This window comes from Vreelandella sp. L-15, from assembly GCF_056857635.1.
On record NZ_JBSXNN010000101.1, the window covers coordinates 77,207 to 99,606 of the forward strand.

21 protein-coding genes are annotated in these 22,400 nt (G+C 59.4%); 5 read left to right on the forward strand and 16 right to left on the reverse strand.

Features of this window, described 5'->3' with window-relative positions; translation table 11 throughout:
- Nucleotides 1–30: 30 nt before the first annotated feature.
- From panC to dksA, 9 genes are all read right to left on the reverse strand, one after another.
- Nucleotides 31–891 (reverse strand): pantoate--beta-alanine ligase, encoded by an 861-nt coding sequence (gene panC, locus AC13CY_RS16435; protein ID WP_230834821.1) that lies wholly within the window; start codon nt 889–891, stop codon nt 31–33.
- Between the two features lie 21 nt (nt 892–912).
- A complete protein-coding gene (gene panB, locus AC13CY_RS16440) occupies nt 913–1,704 on the reverse strand; it encodes a 3-methyl-2-oxobutanoate hydroxymethyltransferase (RefSeq protein WP_253556962.1) in 792 nt (263 codons plus the stop codon).
- Nucleotides 1,705–1,858: 154 nt separating this feature from the next.
- Entirely contained in the window at nt 1,859–2,386 is a 528-nt protein-coding gene (gene folK / locus AC13CY_RS16445; RefSeq protein WP_062360566.1) for a 2-amino-4-hydroxy-6-hydroxymethyldihydropteridine diphosphokinase, read from the reverse strand.
- On the reverse strand, nt 2,379–3,767 hold the full coding sequence (gene pcnB, locus AC13CY_RS16450; protein ID WP_058578296.1) for a polynucleotide adenylyltransferase PcnB: 1,389 nt from the start codon (nt 3,765–3,767) through the stop codon (nt 2,379–2,381). Before pcnB ends, folK begins: the two co-directional genes overlap by 8 nt.
- An 897-nt stretch (nt 3,768–4,664) precedes the next feature.
- Nucleotides 4,665–6,047, reverse strand: a complete 1,383-nt coding sequence (locus AC13CY_RS16455; protein ID WP_058578297.1) for a sigma-54-dependent transcriptional regulator — start codon at nt 6,045–6,047, stop codon at nt 4,665–4,667.
- Complete coding sequence (locus AC13CY_RS16460; protein ID WP_483052811.1) at nt 6,025–8,970, reverse strand: ATP-binding protein; 2,946 nt, start codon at nt 8,968–8,970, stop codon at nt 6,025–6,027. The genes AC13CY_RS16455 and AC13CY_RS16460 overlap by 23 nt, the downstream gene beginning before the upstream one ends.
- On the reverse strand, nt 8,960–9,136 hold the full coding sequence (locus AC13CY_RS16465; RefSeq protein ID WP_044629487.1) for a hypothetical protein: 177 nt from the start codon (nt 9,134–9,136) through the stop codon (nt 8,960–8,962). The genes AC13CY_RS16460 and AC13CY_RS16465 overlap by 11 nt, the downstream gene beginning before the upstream one ends.
- Before the next feature lies 1 nt (nt 9,137).
- Nucleotides 9,138–10,037 (reverse strand): tRNA glutamyl-Q(34) synthetase GluQRS, encoded by a 900-nt coding sequence (gene gluQRS, locus AC13CY_RS16470; protein ID WP_289143235.1) that lies wholly within the window; start codon nt 10,035–10,037, stop codon nt 9,138–9,140.
- 118 nt (nt 10,038–10,155) lie between these two features.
- On the reverse strand, nt 10,156–10,593 hold the full coding sequence (gene dksA / locus AC13CY_RS16475) for an RNA polymerase-binding protein DksA (protein WP_044629489.1): 438 nt from the start codon (nt 10,591–10,593) through the stop codon (nt 10,156–10,158).
- A gap of 190 nt (nt 10,594–10,783) precedes the next feature.
- On the opposite strand from dksA, the gene AC13CY_RS16480 reads away from it, so the two are divergent.
- Together AC13CY_RS16480 and sfsA are read left to right on the forward strand one after the other, a co-directional pair.
- On the forward strand, nt 10,784–11,944 hold the full coding sequence (locus AC13CY_RS16480) for an aminotransferase class I/II-fold pyridoxal phosphate-dependent enzyme (RefSeq protein ID WP_074211085.1): 1,161 nt from the start codon (nt 10,784–10,786) through the stop codon (nt 11,942–11,944).
- Entirely contained in the window at nt 11,941–12,669 is a 729-nt protein-coding gene (gene sfsA, locus AC13CY_RS16485; protein WP_074211084.1) for a DNA/RNA nuclease SfsA, read from the forward strand. Before AC13CY_RS16480 ends, sfsA begins: the two co-directional genes overlap by 4 nt.
- A gap of 8 nt (nt 12,670–12,677) precedes the next feature.
- Here sfsA and AC13CY_RS16490 read toward each other — a convergent pair whose 3' ends face one another.
- The 6 genes from AC13CY_RS16490 to AC13CY_RS16515 all read right to left on the reverse strand — a co-directional run bounded on the left by AC13CY_RS16490 (nt 12,678) and on the right by AC13CY_RS16515 (nt 17,350).
- Nucleotides 12,678–13,139: a DUF4426 domain-containing protein gene (locus AC13CY_RS16490; protein WP_074211083.1), complete on the reverse strand. Its 462-nt coding sequence runs from the start codon at nt 13,137–13,139 to the stop codon at nt 12,678–12,680.
- Between the two features lie 36 nt (nt 13,140–13,175).
- Nucleotides 13,176–13,772, reverse strand: coding sequence for a methionine biosynthesis protein MetW (gene metW / locus AC13CY_RS16495; RefSeq protein ID WP_044629493.1), 597 nt, complete (start codon nt 13,770–13,772; stop codon nt 13,176–13,178).
- Entirely contained in the window at nt 13,772–14,968 is a 1,197-nt protein-coding gene (metX, locus tag AC13CY_RS16500) for a homoserine O-succinyltransferase MetX (protein ID WP_074211082.1), read from the reverse strand. The genes metW and metX overlap by 1 nt, the downstream gene beginning before the upstream one ends.
- A 73-nt stretch (nt 14,969–15,041) precedes the next feature.
- A complete protein-coding gene (locus AC13CY_RS16505; RefSeq protein ID WP_044629495.1) occupies nt 15,042–15,635 on the reverse strand; it encodes a YggT family protein in 594 nt (197 codons plus the stop codon).
- Nucleotides 15,636–15,735: 100 nt separating this feature from the next.
- Nucleotides 15,736–16,563, reverse strand: coding sequence for a pyrroline-5-carboxylate reductase (proC, locus tag AC13CY_RS16510; protein ID WP_044629496.1), 828 nt, complete (start codon nt 16,561–16,563; stop codon nt 15,736–15,738).
- A gap of 88 nt (nt 16,564–16,651) precedes the next feature.
- Nucleotides 16,652–17,350, reverse strand: coding sequence for a YggS family pyridoxal phosphate-dependent enzyme (locus tag AC13CY_RS16515; protein ID WP_074211080.1), 699 nt, complete (start codon nt 17,348–17,350; stop codon nt 16,652–16,654).
- 33 nt (nt 17,351–17,383) lie between these two features.
- Here AC13CY_RS16515 and AC13CY_RS16520 point away from each other — a divergent pair, with 33 nt between their 5' ends.
- On the forward strand, nt 17,384–18,427 hold the full coding sequence (locus tag AC13CY_RS16520; protein WP_044629498.1) for a type IV pilus twitching motility protein PilT: 1,044 nt from the start codon (nt 17,384–17,386) through the stop codon (nt 18,425–18,427).
- Between the two features lie 24 nt (nt 18,428–18,451).
- Entirely contained in the window at nt 18,452–19,615 is a 1,164-nt protein-coding gene (locus AC13CY_RS16525; RefSeq protein WP_082051446.1) for a PilT/PilU family type 4a pilus ATPase, read from the forward strand.
- Between the two features lie 9 nt (nt 19,616–19,624).
- Here AC13CY_RS16525 and AC13CY_RS16530 read toward each other — a convergent pair whose 3' ends face one another.
- Nucleotides 19,625–20,767: an anhydro-N-acetylmuramic acid kinase gene (locus AC13CY_RS16530; protein WP_213262350.1), complete on the reverse strand. Its 1,143-nt coding sequence runs from the start codon at nt 20,765–20,767 to the stop codon at nt 19,625–19,627.
- Nucleotides 20,768–20,883: 116 nt separating this feature from the next.
- Here AC13CY_RS16530 and tyrS point away from each other — a divergent pair, with 116 nt between their 5' ends.
- The gene (gene tyrS / locus AC13CY_RS16535; protein ID WP_062363647.1) at nt 20,884–22,083 is read left to right on the forward strand and encodes a tyrosine--tRNA ligase; all 1,200 of its coding nucleotides are present in this window, start codon (nt 20,884–20,886) and stop codon (nt 22,081–22,083) included.
- The last annotated feature ends 317 nt before the right edge of the window (nt 22,084–22,400 follow it).

Sequence of the window (22,400 nt, forward strand, 5' to 3'; positions counted from 1 at the left end):
AACTCCTGGGTAAAGAGCTAGCCTGACGGGCTAGTCAGTGGCAGCGCTAGGAAGCTGCACGCTGAGATTGTCGATAAGCCGGGCTGGGCCGAGCTTGGCGGCGGCTAAGAGCACGGCATGGCGCGTGGAGACCGCCACAGGTTTTAGGGTGGCATCCCGCAGCTCAAGATAGTCCGGCGTAAAACCGGCATCATACAGCGCGGTTTTACCCCGTTGTAGTACCTGTTCGGCGGATTCGCCTTGGGCCAGCGCATCACGTAGCTCGCACAGCGTACGGTAGAGCGTGGGCGCTATGGCGCGCTCCTGCTCGCTGAGGTAGCCATTACGTGAGGAGAGCGCCAAGCCATCGTCGGCGCGCACAATCGGCACGCCAATAATCTCGATGGGCATGTGCAGATCAGCCACCAGCTTGCGGATCACCGCGAGCTGCTGGTAATCCTTTTCACCAAAACAGGCGACGTCTGGCTGCACTAGGTTAAACAGCATGCTCACTACGGTGGAGACACCGTCAAAATGCCCAGGGCGTGAGCCACCGCAAAGCCCTTCGCCGACCTCAGGTACGTGAACACAGGTTTGAGCTGCCAGCCCGTTGGGGTAGAGGGCGCTGACTGAGGGGGCAAACAGAAGGTCACAGCCTGCTTCGGTGAGCTGGCGCTGGTCAGCTTCAAACGTGCGCGGGTAGGCGTCTAAATCTTCGCCAGGGCCAAACTGCATTGGGTTAACAAACAGACTGGAGACGACCACATCTGCATGCTGGCGGGCGGTCGCAATGAGTGCCAAATGCCCAGCGTGCAGGTTGCCCATGGTAGGCACCAGCGCAATGCGCTGGCCCTTTAGGCGATAGTTGCGCAGAGTGGCGCGTAGCTCGTTAATATCTTGCAAAGTGCGCATAGGGGATTCGCTGTCACTCACTTAAAAACAGTGTTCCAGAGCGGGAAACGTGCGGGTTTTGACCGCTTCATGGTACTGCTCAAACGCACCTTGAATAGAGTGTGCGTCCGCCATAAAGTTCTTCACAAAACGCGGTGTGCGGCCATGGGTAACGCCTAGCACGTCGTGCATTACCAGAATCTGGCCGTCGGTATCCGGGCCTGCGCCGATCCCGATGACGGGGACGTCCAGCGCCTCGGTCACCGCTTTGCCCAAACTGGCGGGTACGCACTCCAGCAAAATGACCGATGCTCCTGCCTCGGCCAGCACTTTGGCATCATTAATGATTTTTTCTGCTTGCTCGGCCTCGCGGCCCTGCACTTTATAACCGCCCAACTGGTAAACGGTTTGCGGCGTCAAGCCTAAGTGGGCGCACACTGGTACGCCACGGCGCGTCAGTTCGCGTATGCCGTCGGCCATCCACGCCTCGCCCTCTACCTTCACCAGCTCCGCACCTGCGCGCATGAGTGCCGCGCCATCTTCCAGCAGGCGTTCGGTGGTGGCGTTGCTCATAAACGGCAGGTCGACCATTAGCAGGCTGTGGCCTTTGCCACGTGCTGCACAGCGGGTGTGGTAGCAGATGTCGTCGATGGTCACAGGGAGAGTGCTGCTATGGCCTTGCAGAACCATGCCCAGGGAGTCGCCTACCAGTAGGACATCAATACCTGCCGCGCTAGCGGCATGGGCAAAGGAGGCATCGTAAGCAGTCAGGCAGCTGAACGTTTCACCGGCGCGCTTATACGCCTGCAGAGTGCTCAGGGTGACGGTTTTCATGGCGTGCTCTCATTCAATCTTTATGGGGCCGATGCGGCAGGGGGGTGTGACACGCCTGCTTTGCTCGGCCATTATTATCGCAGCGTCCCTGCCTGCGCGATGTGGCGTAACCGGCAATTGTTACCTGATTGGGGGCGTGGTGTCGAGATTTGTGTCAGATGGTAGCAGTCGCGGTGACGCCGGTATCATTTAAGTGCCGAATATCGCTCATATTTACAGCTGTTAGCCAGTGATTAAGCGGCTGCTGATGTAGGGTGATGGGGTGCTGAAGCGCTGTGGCCACTTCCACCAGTGGGACTAACACGAAAGCGCGGGCGTGCATCTGCCCATGGGGAACGGTCAAGCGTGGCTGATGAAGCGTGAGTTCGCCGTAGAGCAGCAGGTCTAAATCCAGCGTGCGCGGCCCCCAGTGGCGCAGCCGCCGCCGGCGATGGCGCTGCTCCAGCGCCTGCAGTTGATCCAACAGTGCCAAAGGCGAAAGATGCGTCTCGAGGCAGGCGACCGCGTTGATAAAGTCAGGCTGGTCTTGAGGGCCTACAGGGGGGGTGGCGTAGAGTGACGAGCTAGCCACCAGCCGAGACAAGGGCAGGGCAGCTAGCTCTTGAAGCGCCTGCTGCACCTGACCTTTGGGGTTCTCCAAATTGCTACCAAGGCCGATGTAACTGCGAATGGCGTTATTCACTGTTCGCCTTCCGCGGCTTGCGGCGTTTTTTGCGCCGGCGGTCACCTTGGCTGGCAGGATCGCTGCCGACTTTTTGCAGTAGGCGGAGCTGTTCGTGCTCATCGCCTTTCTGAAATGCCGTCCACCAGTCGCCCAGCCCACGGGGAATTTCACCCGCCTGCTCACGTAGCAACAGGAGGTCATAAGCAGCACGGAAGCGCGGATGCTCGCGGGTTTGGAAAGCCCGTTTGCCCCGGCGCATCGGCAAGCGTGCTTGCAGCTCCCAGATTTCGCGCATGGGGATACCAAAGCGCTTGGGAATGGAGGTGTGCTGAAGCTGGCGCGATACGACCTGCTGAGCTGCGGTTTGCAGGGCGGGCACGGCAGGCATGCCCTCGCGCTCGAGCTCGGCCTGGCGGTGAACGACCGGCGCCCACAGAAATGCTGCCAGCAAAAACGCGGGCGTGACGGGCCGGTCTTCGGCGATACGCTTATCGGTATTGGCGAGTGCCTGCTCAATGAGCTCTTCTGCCCAAGCGGCATCGGCCATGGCTTCTTCTGATTCCGGGAAGAGCATGCCAAACAGATTGTAATGGCTGAGCAGGCGGAAAGTGATTAATCCGTGGCCCGCCATAAACAGCTTGAGCACTTCATCAAACAGGCGCGCAGGTGGAATTTGCAGCAGCAGCGGCGCCAAGTCGTACATCGGCGCTTCGGTGGCGGGCTCGATGGTGAAGTCGAGCTTGGCTGCAAAGCGAACCGCGCGCAGCATCCGTACCGGGTCTTCACGGTAGCGGGTGGCGGGGTCGCCGATCAGCCGCAGCGTGCGCGACTCAATATCCCGCACGCCGTTGGCAAAGTCGTGGATCGTGAAGTCAGCAATATTGTAGTAGAGCGCATTGACGGTAAAGTCACGGCGCAGTGCGTCCTCTTCGATATTGCCCCATACGTTGTCCCGCAGCAGCAAGCCATCGTCCGATTGGTGAGCGATATGGTCGCCGTGCTCGTCCTGGGGTTTGCCGCGGAACGTCGTTACCTCGATGACTTCGCGGCCAAAGCGTACATGCACGATTCGAAAGCGGCGGCCAATCAGGCGTGAGTTGCGAAACAGGTCGCGCACCTGCTCAGGCGTTGCGTTGGTGGCAACATCGAAATCTTTCGGCATTTTGCCCAGCAGCGCGTCGCGAATGCAGCCACCGACAAGATAGGCATCGAAACCAGCCCCATTGAGGCGGTATAGCACCTTGAGCGCGGCTTCACTGATTTGCTGACGAGAGACGGGATGCTCGGAGCGCGGAATAATACGAGGACTGAGCGCATCAGAGGCGCTCTCAGGGGAATCGAGCAGGGATTTCAAGTGCTCTCCCGGGCTATGTAATAAACGGGTAAATCCTTTAAACATGCGGCGATATCGACTCGCAGTGTATCGAAAACAGTTTCGAAAAACGTGACCGTATGGAGGACGGTAAAGGGTTGAGTGTATCCGACCCCCTGGGGCTTGCAAAGAGCGGTTTGCAATGAGCCGTCGGACCTGACGTCAATGCCACCCGTAAACGCGGAAAGGGGAGGCTACGTGAGCCTCCCCTATAAAGCAGACAATCAGCGTCCATGCTGCTGTTTTTATTCATGATGGCACATCGCCCTGAATACGCACCGCAGTCGGCAGGCGTAAAGAATCACTCTGATTCCGACCGCCTCGTATTCAAAACAATAATCCAACCGCGAACTTTTCTCTCCCGGCGAGTTGTTATTGGCTCCGGGGGTGTACACCTATGCTGCTATTGTTGTTGTTTGGGTGCAGACCTTGTGTACGTCGCGTCCTTATTTGGGCACTTGCTGTGTATTGTTATTGTTTGCTGCGCGTTTGCTTGGCTCCGCTAGGTAACCCTGTGCTGCGCGTGCAAGTCATGAGACTCAAGCCTGTTGTTCTTGTTCGTGCCGTTATCTCTACCTGGCCTTGTTGTTTTTGTTTTGGCTCAGGTCGGGGCGGTGTCATGTTGTTTTTGTTAGCGACTAACCGCGCTGCCCAGTTTGTTCTTCTTACCCAGTAATATTGCACTCGCCGTGCCACTCATTTGATACGTTATGTATTTCAATGGTTTGGCGATTTTTTGGTAGGCCGGGGAACTAATTGGAAGGGAAAGTGTTACCCGTTTTTGACCCTATTTTTCGCTTCGTTGTGTGGGAAGGTAACAGTGTCTGGGTAACGATATTTTGAGTATTTCTTATGAAAATCAATCTATTGGACGTTAGTCTTATGATCAGGGGGTAGCCCCTGCAAAAACAGCCAATCGGTACGCTAATTCTGGCGGCGGGCAGTTTTTTTCCGCGGAATGCCCAGTCGCTGGCGACGTTCCCATAAGTTTTTACGGCTAATACCTAGTTTCTGGGCCAGCTCGGTTTCGCTCATTTGGTCCTGGTGTTCCAGCACAAAATGCTGGAAGTAATCTTCGAGGGAAAGGTCGTCTTCGTCAGCCGTCGTGGCGTCGTCATTTGTGGAAGCCCCAGGGCTAACGGCAGGTGGGTGAGGTCGGTTAGTCGCCGGGCCAAGTCCCAAATCATCGGGGTGAATCAAATGCCCTTCGGCGAGAATAACTCCGCGCTCCAGAGCATTTTCAAGCTCGCGCACGTTACCGGGCCAGGGGTAGTCGCGTAGATCCTGACGAGCCGCTCTAGAGAGCCGCAGCCCGGGGCGCTCGTGGCGCTTGCAGGCCTTTTCCAGCAGGATGTCGGCGATTTTAAGTACGTCATCTTCGCGCTCGCGTAGCGGTGGCAGGGCAATCTGCATCACGTTCAGCCGGTAGTACAAATCAAGCCGGAACTCGCCGCTTTTGGAAAGCGCGCGCAGGTCACGGTGAGTGGCGGCAATCAAGCGAACGTCCACATGGCGGGTTTCCACGGAGCCAATTTTGCGGATTTCGCCCTCTTGCAGTACCCGCAGCAATCGCGCCTGGGCGTCCAGGGGCAGCTCGCCAATTTCATCGAGAAAAAGCGTGCCGCCGTCGGCGGCTTCGACCAAGCCGGTGCGCGCCGCGCTGGCACCGGTAAACGCTCCTTTCTCGTGACCAAACAGCTCGGATTCAATCAGCGTTTCGGGGATCGCCGCGCAGTTCACGCAAATCAGCGGCGCTTTGGCGCGCTTGCTTTGTTGATGAATGGCGCGGGCGACCAGCTCCTTACCGGTGCCGGACTCGCCCTGGATCAGCACGGTGACATCGGCAGGCGCGGTTTTGCGAATGCGCGTGTAAACCTCCTGCATGGCGGTGCAGTCGCCAATCATGGTTTGACGGCCGCCGCCTCCGTCGGTGATATCAGGCGGCGTGCCCTGCTGCATCGACTGCTTATGCAGAATGCGTTCAACCGTTTCCAATAGCTCGGTGTGGTCGAAGGGCTTGGCAACATAATCAACGGCGCCCTGCTTGAGCGCATCCACCGCCGAACGCATGCTGGCGTAGCTGGTCATGATCAATACCGGGGCGGGGGCCGCTAGCTCAATGAGCGTCGTGCCCGGCTCCCCCGGCAGGCGCAGGTCGCTGATGATGAGGTCAAAGTCGCTGAGCGGCTGCGTACGGGCCTCTTCGGCGCTGGCCGCTTCGCTGACGCTGTAGTGATGACGTTCCAGTAAGCGCTTTAGCGCGCTGCGAATAATCGCTTCATCTTCAACAATCAGTATCCTGGGCATGGGGCAAGTGATCATCCTGTTGGTAAAGCGGTAGCCATAGCGTAATGGCCGTGCCGCGAGGCTTTCCGGGAGGTGGTGAAGCGACCTCTATTTTGCCTTGGTGCTCATTGATAATTTGATACGCCAACGATAACCCAAGTCCGGTGCCTTCACCCGCCGGTTTGGTGGTGGTGAACGGTTCGAACAGCCGGTGTTTAACGCTGGGATCAATCCCATGGCCGTCATCGACGACGCGCCACCAAGCGTGGCTGGCCTGGGTGCCTGCCTCAATACGTACCGTACCCTGTGGCTGGCAGGCGTCCTTGGCGTTGCTCAGTAAATTTACCATGACTTGGGTCAGGCGCTGTGCATCACCGCGCACCACAATGTCACTTGGGCAGGCGTTGGTAAAGGTGACATCCTCGCCTGAGCGGGCTAAATGGATCAAGTGAAGCGCATCTTCGCTGACCGTTTTCAGCGATGCTGGCGCGGCGGGAAGCGGTAGTGCGGGCCGTCCGCCATGGGCAAACCCCACCAGGGAGTTGACGATTTTAGTCACCCGCTGAGTGAGCTGCTGAATTTGGTCGGCGGTTTCCAGCAACGCCGGGTTTTCGGTGTCGTAGCGCAGGTTTTGCGCCAGCGATGAGATGCCGGTAATCGGGTTGCCAATCTCGTGGGCTACACCAGCGGCGAGCTGGCCAATGGAGGCGAGCCGCGCGGCGTGCACTAGCTCCTCTTCCAGCCATTTCATCTCGGTGTGATCCTCTACCAGAATGACGCTGCCGCCACGACTATCGTGGCCGCTGAGCACCGCTTTGTGCAGCGTCAAAAAGTAGTCTTTGCCGTGCAGCGTGACCGCCTGTTTGTACAGCGGCGTCTGGCTGGCATTCAGCACGCTGCCCAGCAGCGTGGGCCAGGGCGGGGGCAGGCTGTCGCGTCGGGAGCCGATCACGCTTTCGCCGCTGATGCCAGAGAGCTGGGAGAGCGCTTGGTTCCACATCAGCAGCTCATCGTCGTCGCCCAACACGCACAGCCCTACCGGCAGATAGGCCAGGGTTTGCCGATGGTGGCGGCGCAGCCCGTCGAGTTCTCGGGCAAGCCCGGTGAGGCGCGAGCGATAGGCTTCTAAGCGGCTCTCGACAAAGTGGATATCATCGGTAACAGGAGCATCGTCGTGGCGATAGGGCAGGTATCGATCCACAATATCCCGCGCCACCGACGGCCCCATCAGCCCTGATAAGTTGGCCTGAATACGGTCGCGTAAACGGCGCAGCGCATAGGGGCGGCGCTCTTGCGGGGTCAGGTTGAGCGCTTTCAGGGCGCGATCCACTTCTCGGCTGGCGGCTTCATCGCCCAGCGCCTGGGCCAGGTGAGCGGGGAAATCCCCCGCCGTAGCGGCTTCCAGCGGTAGGCGTTTCGAGCGGATGACCGCATCCACCGAGCAGGCTTCTGCCGCCGAACGCTCGCCCTCTGAGATGCGCGTAAACAGCGACACCACGATCAGCAGGACGATATTCACCGCTAGCGAAATCAGCGTGGCGTTGTACCACGCGGGGGCATCGGCGGGCATCAGCAGAGTGAACGGGAGCGCGGGCATGGTGATGTCGAATAGCAACGGCAGCCACAGCCCCCATAGCCAGACGCCAATACCACCGATAAGGCCAGCAATCATGCCTTTGCGGTTCGCGCCCGGCCAATAGAGCAGCGCTAGAAGGCCCGGCAAACACTGCGCCATGCCCACGAACGCGGCTAACCCTAGGTTCGTCAGGGAGTGATAGCGCCCGACGCTTTCGGCAAACAGCCAGCCACCGAAAATGACGGCCCCGACTAGCGCCCGGCGCAGCCACAGCAGCCAGCCATAGAGGTCACTACGCGCCTCCGGCGGGCGGGCGACCAGCACGATATGGTTCAACACCATGCCGGAGAGCGCGAGCGCAATCATCATCATGGTGCCGCTGGCGGCCGCCAAACCGCCAATGAACGCCAGCGTGCCGACCCACCAGTGCTCGGTCATCAGATACGCCGCGTAAGCGGCGAGCGGCACGCTCTCGTTGGCCGACTGCGCCGCCCATAAGATCAGCGGCACCGGTAGCGCCATCAGTAGCAAAAAGAGCGGCAAGGTCCAGCTCGCCTGCAGCAAGGTATGGCGAGAGAGGCTTTCGGCAAAGGTGATCTGAAATAGGTGCGGCATCATAAAGGCCGCCGCGAAAAACAGCAGCAGAAGCGTGCGCCACTGGGGGGCTTCTAGCTGTGGGGTGGCGCTCTGGAGTGCCGCGCCCGGGCCTTCCAGCCAGCGCTGTAAATCTTGAGGGCCGTCAAACACCCACCATAAGGCAATGGCACCGAGCCCGAGCATGGCCAGCAGTTTGATCACCGATTCGAAGGCGATGACGCTCAGCAGTGTATCGTGGCGGTGCCGATGGCTGTGGCGTGCGCCAAACAGCACGGCGCAGCCTGCAATGACCGCGCAAAACAGCAGCGCTACCGCTGAGCTGTAGCGGCTGCCGGTTAGCAGTTGCACGGCGTCGCTCAAGGTGTGTACTTGAATGCCCAGCAGCGGTAGTACGGCAATCAGACTAAGCAGCGTGACAAGCGTTCCCGCCCAGCGGGAGCGGTAGCGAAAGGCGAACAGATCCGCCAACGAAGAGAGCTGGTAAGTGCGGGTAATGCGCTGAATCGGTACCAGCAGCACAGGGGCGAGTAAGAAAGCTCCCGCTGGCCCTAGGTAGTAAGCGAGGTAGCCAAACCCGGCATTCGCGGCTAATTCGATGCTGCCATAAATTGCCCAGGCGCTGGCGTATACGCCGAGCGCTAGGGTATACACCATCGGGTGGCGAGTAATACGCACTGGCACCCAGCCCCGCTCGACGGCCATGCCGCAGCCAAACAGCAGCCCCAGGTAGCTAAGCCCCAGTAATACAACGCCTATCAGCTCAGCGTTCATCTAACTTCCTCTTCTGCTCAAGCCATAGCGTCAGGGCAATCAGGACGCCCCAAATCGCAAAAGGGCGGTACCAGGCCACGCTCGGGTCGCCCCAGCCATCCATAAACAGCGGTGATAGCAGGTAGCCGCCAAACACAAGAAATAGCATGATGCGGTAGATGTACATCTTACTGCTCCGGTGGAGTGGGGCGATGGGCAAGCGGTGCCAGGCGTGACACCGACCAGTTCTCTATTGCCCAGCGTAGTTGCGCTTCCGGCGATTCATCGACAAGCGCTGGCGGTGGCGCTTGGTCGAGTAGCTGCAGCGCCTGAAAGAGCTGGCGGCGTATCCCGGTGCTCTCTTCGGCTAGGGCGGGTGCTAGGTTCTGCTTGGAGAGCTTTTGGCCATCCGTAGTTACCACTAATGGTAGGTGCAGGTAACGAGGTGTTGGTAGGCTTAGCGCTGCCTGTAACTGCTGCTGCCAAGGCGTGTTATCCAGCAGGTCGTACCCGCGCAAGATATTGGTAATGCCCTGGTGGGCGTCATCCACCACCACCGCGAGCTGGTAGGCCCATAATTGATCTTTGCGCTTTAATACTACGTCGCCCAGTTCGGCGGGGTCGAAGTGCTGCTCGCCGAACAGCCGATCATTCCAACCTACGGGGCGTTTGGCGAGGTCGCTGCGCAAGCGCCATGCGACCGGCTTGGTGGCATCGCACACGCCGTTTCGGCACCAGCCGGGGTAGATGTCAAAGGCCTGCCACTGCTTGCGCGAGCAACTGCATGGATACGCCAGCCCCTGTTCAACGAGCTGATCCAGCGCGTGCTGGTAGGCATCATGACGATGGCTTTGCCATATCACTTCCCCATCCCACGTTAGTCCAAAGGCCTCTAGCTGGCGCAAAATAGTGCTGTCCGCGCCTTCTGGGCAGCGTGGCGGGTCGATATCTTCGATGCGTACCAGCCACTGGCCGCTAGCGGCGCGGGCATCCAAATAGCTGCCTAAAGCGGCAACCAGCGAGCCAAGGTGCAGCGGCCCGGAAGGGGTGGGGGCAAAGCGCCCTCGATAGTGAGCGGTGGCGGTCATGGCAACCCGTCGTTTGGAAAACTGCGTAGCGATGAGAAGAGCACAAGATGACAAACAAAAACGGGCACCTCAAGGGTGCCCGTTGGCTGTCATCTTAGGATGACGAGGCGTTTGGTACTTAACCGCCCAGTTGCTTCTCTTTCAGCTCGGCCAGGGTTTTGCAGTCAACGCAAAGCGTGGCGGTGGGGCGTGCTTCCAAACGGCGGATGCCAATTTCCACGCCGCAGGCTTCGCAGAAGCCGTAATCGTCTTCGTCGATCTTCTCGATGGTTTCGTTGATCTTCTTCAGCAACTTACGCTCGCGATCCCGGGTGCGCAGTTCAAGGCTAAAGCCCTCTTCTTGCGTCGCGCGGTCAGCGGGGTCGGCGTAGTTGTTAGCATCTTCCTGCAGGTGGCGTACGGTACGATCCACCTCTTCCATGAGATCCTGTTTCCAGTCCAGAAGCAGCTGGCGGAAGTGCGCGAGCTGCTTCTCGTTCATATACTCTTCACCCGGTGCCGGCTCATACGGGATGAAGGACTTGGACGCTTCCGGTTTCTTTTCCGCTACTGGCATGGGAGTGCCCCTTACGTATGTGACTGCTGATCGACCATGAGCGTGTGTCACGATCTCACGCCAAAGGGATGCTTGTTTAGCTGAAAATTGCACGTGATGCAAGCATAATAGTGCATTTTGGACCATGGTCCCACATCGTGTGCGGCCAGGGTCATGATTAATCTACTATTTATTAGTTGAAGGAGCCATGATGGCCTGGAATTCGCGTGTTGATCACGTTGCGCCTTTTCGCGTGATGCACTTACTAGAAATGGCTCAGGCACGTGAGGCGGCTGGGCATGACGTGATTCATCTGGAAGTGGGAGAGCCCGATTTTGCCACTCCCGCACCCATTGTGGCGGCGGGTCAGCAGGCGCTTGCCGAGGGAAAAACGCGCTACACCCCCGCTGCCGGTTTGGCGTCGTTACGTGAAGCCATCGCTGGGCACTATGCCGAACACTTTAATGCCAAGGTGGACCCTGCGCGTATTCTGGTCACGCCCGGCGCTTCTGGCGCGCTGTTGCTGGCTAGCCAACTGTTGGTCGAATGCGGCGACCGGGTATTAATGGCCGACCCTAATTACCCCTGTAACCGCCACTTTATGGCCCTGGCGGGCGCGGAAATTGATACCGTGCCCGTTGGGCGTGACAGCGGTTGGCAGCTTACCGCGCCGCTGATTGAGCGGCACTGGCAGGCCAAGACGCGGTTAGCGATGTTGGCCAGCCCCTCCAACCCCACCGGGCATACGCTGGATGCCGAGGCGCTCACGAAGGTGATCGACACGGTGGCGGCCAAGGGCGGCGATGTCATCGTCGATGAGATTTACCAGGGGCTGAATTACGACGACGCACCACTCTCAGCCACCTCGCTGTCGGAGGATGCCTTTGTGGTGAACAGCTTCTCCAAGTACTTCGGCATGACCGGCTGGCGCTTGGGCTGGCTGGTGGCGCCAGAACAGGCTGTCGAGCCGCTCACCCGGCTGGCGCAAAACGTGTTTCTGGCTGCTCCGACGCCTTCCCAGCATGCGGCGCTGGCAGCGTTTACCCCGGAGTGCCGGGATATTCTGGAAACCCGTCGCGCCACCCTCAAACAGCGTCGCCAAGTGCTGCTGGATGGCCTGGCCGAGCTAGGGCTTGCGCCTGATCTACCCCCCCAGGGGGCGTTCTATCTCTGGCTGGATATCTCCCGCTACAGCCGCGACAGTCAAGCGTTCTGCGAGCGCCTGTTGGTGGAGGAGAACGTCGCCATCACCCCCGGCATCGACTTTGCGGTTCAGGGCGGCGAGCATCATGTGCGCATCGCGTTCACCAACGACGTGGCTCGGCTGCAGGAGGCGGTGGTGCGCATCGCGCGTTTTGTGAGCCGCTTATGATGACCTATCCAGGGCTGGTGCCCGGCATGCTGCTGCGCCGCTATAAGCGCTTTCTGGCCGATGTCCGCCTGGACAGCGGTGAGGAAGTGGTGGCCCACTGTCCGAATACTGGCTCGATGAAGGCGGTGAACGTACCCGGCTGCCGTGTATGGCTCTCGCCCAGTAATAACCCTAAACGCAAGCTTGGATGGACCTGGGAGTGGATAGAGCTGCCCGAGCCAGATGGTGGAACGGCGCTGGCATCGGTGCACACAGGCCGTGCTAATCGATGGGTCGAAAGTGCCATTGAGGCCGGAGATATACCGCCGCTGTCGGGCTATCGAACGTTAAAGCGCGAGGTAAAGGTCGGCGAAGCGCGGCTCGATTTTCGCTTGGATGACCCTGAGAAGGGGGTTGCCTATGTGGAGGTCAAACAGGTCACTTTGAAAGAGGCGGACGGGCATGGCTACTTTCCCGACTCCGTGAGCGTGCGCGGCACCAAGCATTTGCACGCGTTGGCTGCGCTGGCTGAGCAGGGTAAGCGGGCGGTGCTGCTGTTTTGCGTGGCCCATGAGGGGATTGCGGATGTGGCACCGGCGACGCATATCGACCCCACCTATGCGGCGGCGCTGAGTGATGCGGTGAACGCGGGTGTGGAAGTAGTGGCGTATGGCGTGATGGTGGAGTGGCAGCAGAGTGTACCGGTAGCGGCCCGCCTGGCGCGGGCGCTACCGGTACGGGCTTAGCGCTCGATTTAGCGTTCGATATAGAAACGCTGAATAAAGCTCACCGGCTCGGGGTTTTCATTGCGGTCGTAGCGCACGTCGAGATTGAAGCGCATCGGCTCGTCTTGGCGCAGCGTGAACGTGGCCAGATGGTAGGTGGCATCGCCATCGTGCACGGTGCGAAAGCTGAGCGGTTCGCGGGTGTCGGTGAGGTCGCTAACGTAGCCTTCAACGCTAGCGTTGACCGGTCGCGTGGTGCCATCTGGCTGACGCTCGCGCACGCTGACATTCACTAAGCCGTGCCCGATGCTGCGCTGGATACTGTTCGCCTGCGCCACTTCTGACGTTAGAAAGCGCGTTTCAATGGCGTTGTAGTGGATTTCGTACTCGCCCACTCGCACCATCTGCTCGGCCGCTGCCTGGGTGGCGCTGAGCAGCGTCCCCATTAGCAGCGTTAGCAGTGAAAAGCGTCGCAGTGTCGCGATAGCCATAGCGTGTCTCCTCTCATGGGTGAGGTAAGTGCGGTATTAGGCGCGTCGGCGCACTCGGAAAATGGCGATTTCACCAAACAGGTTCGGCCACCACTTCGAGGTCCAGTGCCCCTTGTGGTCGCCCACTCCTACGGCACGGTCAACAATCACCAAGCCTTTCTCTTTGCATAGATGCTCGAAGTCGTTAAACGTCGAGAGGTGGATATTGGGGGTGTCGTACCACGCGTGGGGCAGCGATTTCGATACCGGCATGTAGCCGCGCAGCCCCAGGTGAATGCGGTGACGCCAGTAGGCGAAGTTAGGGAAGGTGATGATGCCCTCCTCGGCTACTCGAAGCATTTCATCAAGCATCTTATCCGGGCGGCGCAGCGCCTGCAGTGCCTGGGTCATGATGACTTGGTCATAGCTATTGTCGCAGAAGCTACTCAGGCCATCGTCCAGGTTGTGCTCGATGACGTTGACGCCGCGCGCCACACACTGGGTGATACCGTCTGGATCGATCTCCAACCCGTAGCCGGTCACGCCTTTCTCTTGGGCCAGCCGCTCCAGCAAAACGCCGTCGCCGCAGGCGAGGTCAAGGATATGTGCACCTTGGGGAACCCAGTCGTAAATCAGTTCAAGATCCGTGCGCATTAGCGTGTCTCCTCCGCGCCTGCGGCGTCGATGTGCTGCTCTCGTGCGACGCGGCCCATAAAGGCGCTGAACAGCGCTTGGTAACGCGGTTCTGGCAATAAGAAGGCATCGTGCCCGTGGGGCGATTCAATGTTGGCATAGCTCACCGATTTGCCCGCGCGCGTTAGTGCATCCACCAACTCCCGGGAGCGCGACGGCGGGAAGCGCCAGTCTGTGGTAAAGCTGACGATCAAAAAGGGGCACTGCGCTGGTGCCAAGGCGCAGGCAAGATCGCCGTCGCAGCTGGCCGCCGGGTCGAAGTAGTCCAGCGCTTTGGTCATTAGCAGGTAGGTATTGGCATCAAAGGCGGTCGAGAAGGTATCGCCCTGATAGCGCAGGTACGACTCCACCTGAAACTCGACGTCGAAGCCAAAGCTCAAGTCGTCGCTGCGCAGGTCGCGGCCAAACTTGCTGCCCATGGCATCTTCGGAGAGGTAGGTGATATGCCCGACCATGCGGGCCAGCTTCAGCCCCCGTTTGGGTGCGGTGTCGTGCTCGGCGTACCAGCCGTCGAAGAACTCCGGGTCTGAGCGGATGGCTTGGCGGGCGACCTCGTTGAAGGCGATGTTCTGCGCCGAGAGGCGCGGCGTGGCCGCAATGACGACGGCATTGGCGACCCGTTCGGGGTAGGTGATCGTCCACTGCAGCACCTGCATGCCGCCCAAACTGCCGCCCACTGCCGCTGCCCAGCGCTCAATGCCCAGATGATCGGCGAGGCGCGCTTGGCTGGTGACCCAATCGCTCACCGTGACCACGGGGAAGTCAGGACCCCACTGGCGGCCGGTGTCCGGGTTATGGCTCGCCGGGCCAGTACTGCCGTGGCAGCCGCCTAGGTTGTTCAGCGACACCACGAAAAAGCGATTGGTGTCGATGGATTTGCCGGGGCCGATATGGGCATCCCACCAGCCAGGTTTGCGATCCTCGGCCGTGTGGTAGCCCGCAGCGTGATGATGCCCCGACAGTGCGTGGCAAATCAGCACCGCGTTAGAGCGCTCGGCGTTCAGCGTGCCGTAGGTCTCATAGATCAGTTCGTACTCCGGCAGCGTTTTGCCACAGGCAAGCGGCAGCGGCGTCTCGAACTTAACCACGTGAGGGGTCACAAGGCCAACGGAGTCCGCCGGCCGGTCGTCATAAGCAAGAGTGTCTGAATCAGGCATCGAAAGCGCTAGTCCTGCAAAAATAAGTCCTGCAAAAAGTAAGCTCGGGGCGATAGTCGAGTCGATAGGGCCTTTATAGGCCTACGAGTGCGCCCGAGATGCCCGCCGCGCGGATCAGCGAGCCAACCACTAAGCCGTCTACTAGGTTAATGGCGATAAAGACCACGATCGGCGAAAGATCAATCATGCCTAGCGGCGGAATCACCTTTCTCACCGGAGCCATGATCGGCTCGACCAACTGCATCACCAGCAGCGCGCCGGGGTGGCTGGCATTCGGCGCGACCCAGCTCAGAATGATCATCACGATCATGGCAAAGAAGTAGATCTTCAAGATGGCGTTGGCCAGCGCGGCCACCCCAGCAATCACCAGTCCTGCAATGGGCGGCATACCCACGCCGATCACCATGAAAATGGCAATCATACTGACCACTTTGAGCACGAAACCGGCCGCCAGCGTGGCGAGGTCAAAGCGCCCACCCACGGGGCCGAGGAAGCCTTGAAACAGACCAACAACAGGCTGGGTGATTTTCACCACCGACTGGCTGAGCGGGTTGTAGTAATCCGCCCGGGATGCCTGCAGCAAAAAGCGCAGCACTAACAGAAACAGATAAATATTGATCAGCGAGTTCACCAGCATTAACCCGGCGCTGCCTAATTGACTTCCCATTGCGGCTTCTCCTAAAAAATGTCGTTCTTGAGATGAGCGGCGTGCCTGCAGTTCATCCCGTTCTTATGGCGTGATTCACGGTCGGTTGCCTACGTAAGACTCAATCGTTACCGCTTAGCTCTTTGGACATGGCATCGGCGCGCGCGGCGCAGGCCTGCATGGCGTCGGCAATGATCGTGCGCAGGTGCGCATCTTCCATATGCGCAATAGCGCGCTCGGTGGTGCCGCCCGGTGACATCACGTTCTGCTTCAGGGTGGCCGGGTCTTTGTCGCTGCGCTGGGCCATAGTGGAGGCCCCCAAGGCGGTTTGAATGGCCAAGCGGCGGGCGGTTTCGGCAGGCAGGCCGAGCTTCACGGCGGCCTCTTCCATGGCTTCAAACATTAAGAAGAAGTAAGCCGGGGCGCTGCCGGAAACCGCGGTCACCGCATCTAGTAAACGCTCTTCCTCGACCCACTCGACAATACCCACGGCTTCCATTAGCTGCGTGGCGAGGGTGCGCTGGGCATCGCTGACCGCCGCGTTGGCGTACAGGCCGCTGGCGCCGATACCGACCAGTGACGGGGTGTTGGGCATGCAGCGCACCAGGGCGTTGCCGCCGCCCAGCCACTGGTCGATGGTGTTGGCATCCAGGCCTGCAGCAATGGAAATTACCAGCGGCGCCTGCTGCTGAACGCTTTCACGCAGGGCTTCACAAACGCCGCGCATGATCTGCGGTTTGACCGCCAGCACGACCACATCTGCACCGTTAACCGCTGCACTGTTGTCGGTGTGGGTATGAATACCCAGGCGCGCCTTCAGCGGAGCCAGTTCGCTTTCGTTGGGGGCCGTGGCGGTGATGTCGCTAGGTGAGACACCGCTTTCGATCAGGCCGCCGATAATGGCACCGGCCATATTGCCTGCGCCAATGAAGGTGATCTTGCTCGCCATGGGGGTATCCTTTTTCGCAAATGGCTGCGTCTTGCAGCGTGTAAAGTAAACCGTGAGTTGTGTGAGCCGCGTGCTGTGTGAACCGTAGTTAGCCCCGAGCGCCAAAAATGGCGGTGCCTAAACGTACCAGCGTGGCGCCTTCTAAGACAGCCGCTTCTAAATCGTCGCTCATACCCATCGAGAGCGTATCCAGCGGTGCTTCAGGCAGTGCCGCTTGGAGCTCTTCTAATAGCTGGCGCAGCGCTGCCAGCGGCTGGCGTTGTGCTTCTAGCGTCTCCGTCGGGGCGGGAATCGCCATCAGCCCGCGCAGGGCGAGGCCTGGCAGGGCGGCAATCTCTTGGGCCAGTGCCAAGGTACCCTCGGGCAGCACGCCGGATTTCGTGGCCTCGCGGCTAATATTGACCTGCAGGCATACGTTTAGCGGCGGTAACGCTGCCGGGCGCTGTTCGCTCAGGCGTTTGGCGATCTTTAACCGGTCAACGCTGTGTACCCAGGCAAACTGCTCGGCCACAGCGCGGGTCTTGTTCGATTGCAGTGGGCCAATGAAGTGCCACACAATGCCGTCAAGATCCTCAAGCGCCGCTTGTTTATCCAGCGCCTCTTGCAGGTAGTTTTCACCAAACTCGCGCTGGCCGTGCTGCCACGCTTCGCGCAGCATCTCGGCGGGCTTGGTTTTGCTCACCGCCAGCAGGGTGGCGCTGGTGGGCGAGCGTCCGGCATCCTCAAGCGCCCGGCGCAGGCGTTCACGCGCAGATGCAAGTGACTCGGGGAGCGCGTTGTCTGTCATACTCAAGCACCTTACCGCAGCTGGGAAAGAGAGATGGATATTACCGAACTGCTGGCATTCTCGGCAAAGCAGAATGCATCCGACTTGCACCTTTCGGCGGGTCTGCCTCCCATGATACGTGTTGATGGCGATATTCGTCGGCTTAATGTGCCCGCCATGGAGAACAGCGACGTTCGGCGGCTGATCTACGACATCATGAACGATCGGCAGCGCCGCGACTATGAAGAGCACTTAGAAGCGGACTTCTCGTTTGAAGTGCCGGGGGTGGCGCGCTTTAGGGTCAATGCCTTTAACCAGGCACGCGGGGCGGGGGCGGTGTTCCGTACCATTCCCAATAAGGTGCTTTCCATGGAAACCTTGGGCATGGGCGAGGTGTTCCAGCGCCTTTCGATGCTACCCAGGGGATTGGTGCTGGTGACCGGGCCCACGGGGTCGGGCAAAAGCACGACCTTGGCGGCGATGATCGACTACATCAACGAACAGCGCTTCGAGCATATTCTGACCATCGAAGATCCGGTGGAGTTTGTGCACACCAGCAAGCGTTGCCTGATTAATCAGCGGGAGGTTCACCGCGATACCCATAGCTTCTCTGGGGCGCTGCGAAGCGCGCTGCGCGAAGACCCGGACGTGATTTTGGTCGGTGAGTTGCGGGATCTCGAAACGATCCGTTTAGCGCTCACCGCTGCTGAAACGGGGCACCTAGTATTTGGTACGCTGCACACGACTTCGGCGGCGAAAACCATCGACCGGATTATTGATGTCTTCCCCGGTGAAGAGAAATCCATGGTGCGCTCAATGCTGTCTGAATCGCTCCAAGCGGTCATCTCGCAAACGTTGTTGAAGCGCCAGGGCGGCGGTCGCGTGGCGGCCCACGAGATCCTGATTGCCACGTCTGCGGTGCGTAACCTCGTTCGCGAAGATAAGGTGGCGCAGATCTACTCCGCCATCCAGACCGGCGGCGCACTGGGAATGCAGACCCTGAATGCCTCGCTCGCTAAGCTGGTTAAAGAGGGCGTGGTGAGTATGGAGGAAGCCCAAGTAAGAGCTAAAGGCACGCTGACGTTAAAAGATGAGTAAGGCGGCAAAAGGATAATAGACGCGATGAGTGAGCCAGCCAGCGGTATGACCGCGACCCAGTGGCTGCACCAACTGCTGGGCATCATGGTCGAGCAGCAGGCCTCTGACCTGCTTATTTCGGTGGGCGCGCCGCCCAGCCTTAAAACGCCCCAAGGGCTGGTGCCGCTGGGGCGTCAGCCGCTCTCCTCTAGCCAAGTGCGCAGCCTGGTGCTGAATGCGGTTCCTGAGAAGCAGCGGGAGCGATTTCAAGAGGAGCACGAGGCGAACTTTGCCCTAAGCCTGGAGAGTGCGGGGCGGTTTCGGGTAAGCGCCTTTCAACAGCGCAACGAGCCCGCCATGGTGGTGCGCCGCATTGCGCAGACCATTCCGACCCTTAGCGCGCTGGGCGTGCCTAGCCAGTTGGCGACGTTGGCCAATGCCAAACGCGGGCTGGTGCTAGTGGTAGGCGGCACGGGAACGGGGAAATCCACTACGCTGGCGGCGATGATTCAGGAGCGCAACGCCTCAGTCGGTGGGCATATCATCACCATTGAAGACCCCATCGAGTACCTGCATCCGCATCAGCGAGGCATCGTTAATCAGCGCGAAGTGGGGGTGGATACGGAGTCCTTCGAGGTGGCGCTGAAAAATACGCTACGCCAAGCGCCGGATGTGATCTTGATTGGTGAAGTGCGTACCCGCGAGACCATGGAGCACGCCCTCACTTTCGCGGAAACCGGGCATCTCTGTTTGGCGACATTGCACGCCAACAACGCCAACCAAGCCTTAGAGCGTATCCTTCACTTCTTTCCCCATGAGCGGCACGAGCAGGTTCTGATGGATCTGTCGCTGAATCTGCGTGCCGTGGTCGCGCAGCAGCTGCTACCTACTCAGCAGGGCGGCCGCTGCGCGGCGATCGAGATTCTGCTCTCATCGCCGCGGGTGGTGGATCTGATTCGTAAAGGGCGTATTGATGAATTGAAGCAGGCCATGGCAGGCTCCCGCGACGCGGGGATGCAAACCTTCGATCAGGCGCTTTATGCGCTTTATCAAGCGGGCCAAGTCAGCCAGCAAGTGGCGCTGGCCCATGCGGATTCCGCCAACGACCTGCGGCTGATGATCAAGCAGGGCGACGCCGTCGCCAGCGGTAAGCCGTTAGATGCGCAGGTGCCGTCTCATCTTGCTCTGCGCGACGGTGACGATTATTGACGGTCGCCGCTAGGGGGCGTAAATGCCGCCCAGTACCCGCGGGCCGCTGGCGCCGGTCACGGAAGACAAGTTGCCGGGTAACCCGTGCAGGCGCTGATGGGCGAGCCAAGCAAAGGCTCCTGCTTCAATCCAATCTTCCGGCCAGCCCAGCGTAGCGGGGGAGAGTAGCGTGACCTTAGGAAGGTGCGCGGCTAACCTTTCCATCAAATAGGCATTGTGAGCACCGCCACCGCCTACCAGTAGCGTGGCGCTGGGTTGGCTTAGCGGCAGTTGGGTCACCCCTTGCGCGACACTCACCGCCGTCAGTTCGACCAGCGTTGCCTGAACATCCCGGGGGACTTCGTCGCCAGTGAGGTGGTCGCTCAACCACGCTAAGTGAAACAGCTCGCGCCCGGTGCTGCGCGGCGGCGGCTGATGAAAAAAGGGTTCTTGCAGCAGGCGGGCGAGCAGCGCTTGGTCGATTTGCCCGCTGGCCGCCCAAGTGCCGTTCTCATCAAATCGCTCGGTGTGATGTTTGGCAAACCAGGCATCAAGCAGCACGTTCGCCGGGCCGGTATCGAAGCCCACCACGGCGCGCTCCTGTTCTTGAGGAAGCCATGTAAGATTGGCAAAGCCGCCCAGATTCAGCACGAGCTGTTCGCCTTGGCGCTGCCCAAACAGCGCTTGGTGGAACGCGGGCGCTAGAGGCGCTGCTTGGCCGCCAGCGGCCAAGTCCCGGCGGCGAAAGTCGGCCACCACCGTGCATCCCGTCAATTCTGCCAGCAGGCTCGGGTTGTCTAGCTGTAGCGTATACGCCGGACCACCCTGGTGACCTTGCGGCGCGTGCTCAATCGTCTGGCCGTGGCTGCCAATCGCCGTAATCTGAGCCGGGACAAGCCCCTGTTCCGTTAATAGTGCTGTAACGGCCTGGGCCTGGAGGCGGCAAAAGGCATCCTCGGCGGCGGCCAGTTCGGCAAAGTGCGCTGCTGGCGCGTGGCAAAGGTGCAGTAGCTGCGCGTGCAGCGTATCGGGCATGGCAACGGCAGCCGTGGCTAATAGCTTAGGCGGCGTGCCAGGAGTGATAGAGACCAGGGCGGCATCAATACCGTCCAAGCTGGTGCCTGACATGAGCCCGATATAGTAGGCCGTCGGTGTGGAGGAGGCGGTTTTCATCATGCGAGTCATCCAAAACGGGGTGAAGGCTCAACCAAGGCGGTGGAGCGTGATAACATCGCCCACTATTGATTATTTAAACGCCTTTAACGGCACATAGTACATGGAGATCGGCAATGAGTGAGGTGGATCAGGCGTTAGCGCTGCTGTCGCGGGGGACGCATGAAATCCTGGTAGAAGACGAGCTGCGTAAAAAGCTCGCGTCTGGTCGCAAGCTGCGTATTAAAGCAGGGTTCGACCCTACAGCACCTGATTTGCACCTGGGCCACAGCGTACTGCTGACCAAAATGCGCCAGTTCCAAGATCTCGGTCATACCGTCATCTTTTTGATTGGTGACTTCACCGGCCGTATTGGTGACCCGACCGGTAAAAACGTCACCCGTAAGCCGCTGACCGAAGCCGACGTCAAGGCGAATGCGGAAACTTATAAAGAGCAGGTGTTCAAAATCCTCGATCCGGAAAAGACCGAGGTGCGCTTCAACGCTGAATGGTTTGGCGAGTTAACGGCTGCCAAAATGATTGAGCTGGCAGCACAAAGCACCGTGGCTCGCATGCTGGAGCGTGATGACTTCGAGAAGCGCTACAAAGCGAATCAGCCGATTGCGATTCACGAGTTTCTTTACCCGCTAGTGCAGGGCTATGACTCCGTCGCACTAGAAGCTGATATCGAACTGGGCGGCACCGATCAGAAATTTAACCTGCTCATGGGGCGCGAGATTCAAAAGCACTTCGGCCAGGAGCCTCAGGTGGTCATCACGATGCCCCTGCTAGAAGGTTTGGACGGCGTGCAGAAAATGTCCAAGTCGCTTGGCAACTACGTGGGCGTGGATGAAGCACCGGGCTCCATGTTCAATAAGCTGGTCTCCATGCCCGACAGCTTAATGTGGCGTTACTTCGAACTGCTCTCGCTGAAATCGAACGAAGAGATTGAGGCGTTGAAGCAGAGTGTCGAGCAGGGTGCGAATCCTCGCGATGTGAAAATGGAGCTTGCCCGCGAACTCATCGCCCGCTACCACGGTGATGAAGCCGCCGTGAATGCGCACAAGTCGGCGGGTAACCAGTTGGCCGATGGTGAGTTGCCGGAAGACCTGCCAGAAGTAGACGTCGATTTTGAAGGCAGCGAGCAGGCCCCGGTTGCGACTGTTCTGAATCGCTCAGGCTTAACCAAGAACAGCGCACAAGCCAAAGACATGCTGAAAAATGGCAGTGTCAAAGTGGATGGTGAGGTCGTTGCTCAAGACACCATGCTCGCCACTGGTAAAGTGTATGTGATTCAAGCGGGCAAGAAGCGTTACGCTCGCGTGACCCTGGTGTGAACTTTCTGAAAACTTTTTCACATTAGCTCTTGCCAACCCGGCCGCGAATCCGTAAAGTACGCATCCGCTGCCGGGGACGCCCAGCGTTACCAGCGGTGAAGGAGGTTGAAAAACCTCTGGTTTGTCAGGAAGTTAGAGCCGTCTTGTTGTTGTTTAGATCACTCGCTTCACTCGCTAAAACAGCGGTTGACAAACACCAGGAAATGCGTAGAATACGCCTTCCTCGCTGAGGCAACACGGGTCAGGTCATCGAGCCCGTCGCAGCGAACTTAAGAAAGTTGCTCTTTAACAATTTGATCAGGTAATTCATGTGGGCG

Excerpts from the sequence above, each read along its gene's own strand:
- panC (WP_230834821.1), bottom strand. The coding sequence starts at position 891 with ATGCGCACTTTGCAAGATATTAACGAGCTACGCGCCACTCTGCGCAAC.
- panB (WP_253556962.1), bottom strand. The coding sequence starts at position 1,704 with ATGAAAACCGTCACCCTGAGCACTCTGCAGGCGTATAAGCGCGCCGGT.
- pcnB (WP_058578296.1), bottom strand. The coding sequence starts at position 3,767 with ATGTTTAAAGGATTTACCCGTTTATTACATAGCCCGGGAGAGCACTTG.
- AC13CY_RS16455 (WP_058578297.1), bottom strand. The coding sequence starts at position 6,047 with ATGCCCAGGATACTGATTGTTGAAGATGAAGCGATTATTCGCAGCGCG.
- AC13CY_RS16460 (WP_483052811.1), bottom strand. The coding sequence starts at position 8,970 with ATGAACGCTGAGCTGATAGGCGTTGTATTACTGGGGCTTAGCTACCTG.
- AC13CY_RS16465 (WP_044629487.1), bottom strand. The coding sequence starts at position 9,136 with ATGTACATCTACCGCATCATGCTATTTCTTGTGTTTGGCGGCTACCTG.
- gluQRS (WP_289143235.1), bottom strand. The coding sequence starts at position 10,037 with ATGACCGCCACCGCTCACTATCGAGGGCGCTTTGCCCCCACCCCTTCC.
- dksA (WP_044629489.1), bottom strand. The coding sequence starts at position 10,593 with ATGCCAGTAGCGGAAAAGAAACCGGAAGCGTCCAAGTCCTTCATCCCG.
- AC13CY_RS16480 (WP_074211085.1), top strand. The coding sequence starts at position 10,784 with ATGGCCTGGAATTCGCGTGTTGATCACGTTGCGCCTTTTCGCGTGATG.
- sfsA (WP_074211084.1), top strand. The coding sequence starts at position 11,941 with ATGATGACCTATCCAGGGCTGGTGCCCGGCATGCTGCTGCGCCGCTAT.
- AC13CY_RS16490 (WP_074211083.1), bottom strand. The coding sequence starts at position 13,139 with ATGGCTATCGCGACACTGCGACGCTTTTCACTGCTAACGCTGCTAATG.
- metW (WP_044629493.1), bottom strand. The coding sequence starts at position 13,772 with ATGCGCACGGATCTTGAACTGATTTACGACTGGGTTCCCCAAGGTGCA.
- metX (WP_074211082.1), bottom strand. The coding sequence starts at position 14,968 with ATGCCTGATTCAGACACTCTTGCTTATGACGACCGGCCGGCGGACTCC.
- AC13CY_RS16505 (WP_044629495.1), bottom strand. The coding sequence starts at position 15,635 with ATGGGAAGTCAATTAGGCAGCGCCGGGTTAATGCTGGTGAACTCGCTG.
- proC (WP_044629496.1), bottom strand. The coding sequence starts at position 16,563 with ATGGCGAGCAAGATCACCTTCATTGGCGCAGGCAATATGGCCGGTGCC.
- AC13CY_RS16515 (WP_074211080.1), bottom strand. The coding sequence starts at position 17,350 with ATGACAGACAACGCGCTCCCCGAGTCACTTGCATCTGCGCGTGAACGC.
- AC13CY_RS16520 (WP_044629498.1), top strand. The coding sequence starts at position 17,384 with ATGGATATTACCGAACTGCTGGCATTCTCGGCAAAGCAGAATGCATCC.
- AC13CY_RS16525 (WP_082051446.1), top strand. The coding sequence starts at position 18,452 with ATGAGTGAGCCAGCCAGCGGTATGACCGCGACCCAGTGGCTGCACCAA.
- AC13CY_RS16530 (WP_213262350.1), bottom strand. The coding sequence starts at position 20,767 with ATGAAAACCGCCTCCTCCACACCGACGGCCTACTATATCGGGCTCATG.
- tyrS (WP_062363647.1), top strand. The coding sequence starts at position 20,884 with ATGAGTGAGGTGGATCAGGCGTTAGCGCTGCTGTCGCGGGGGACGCAT.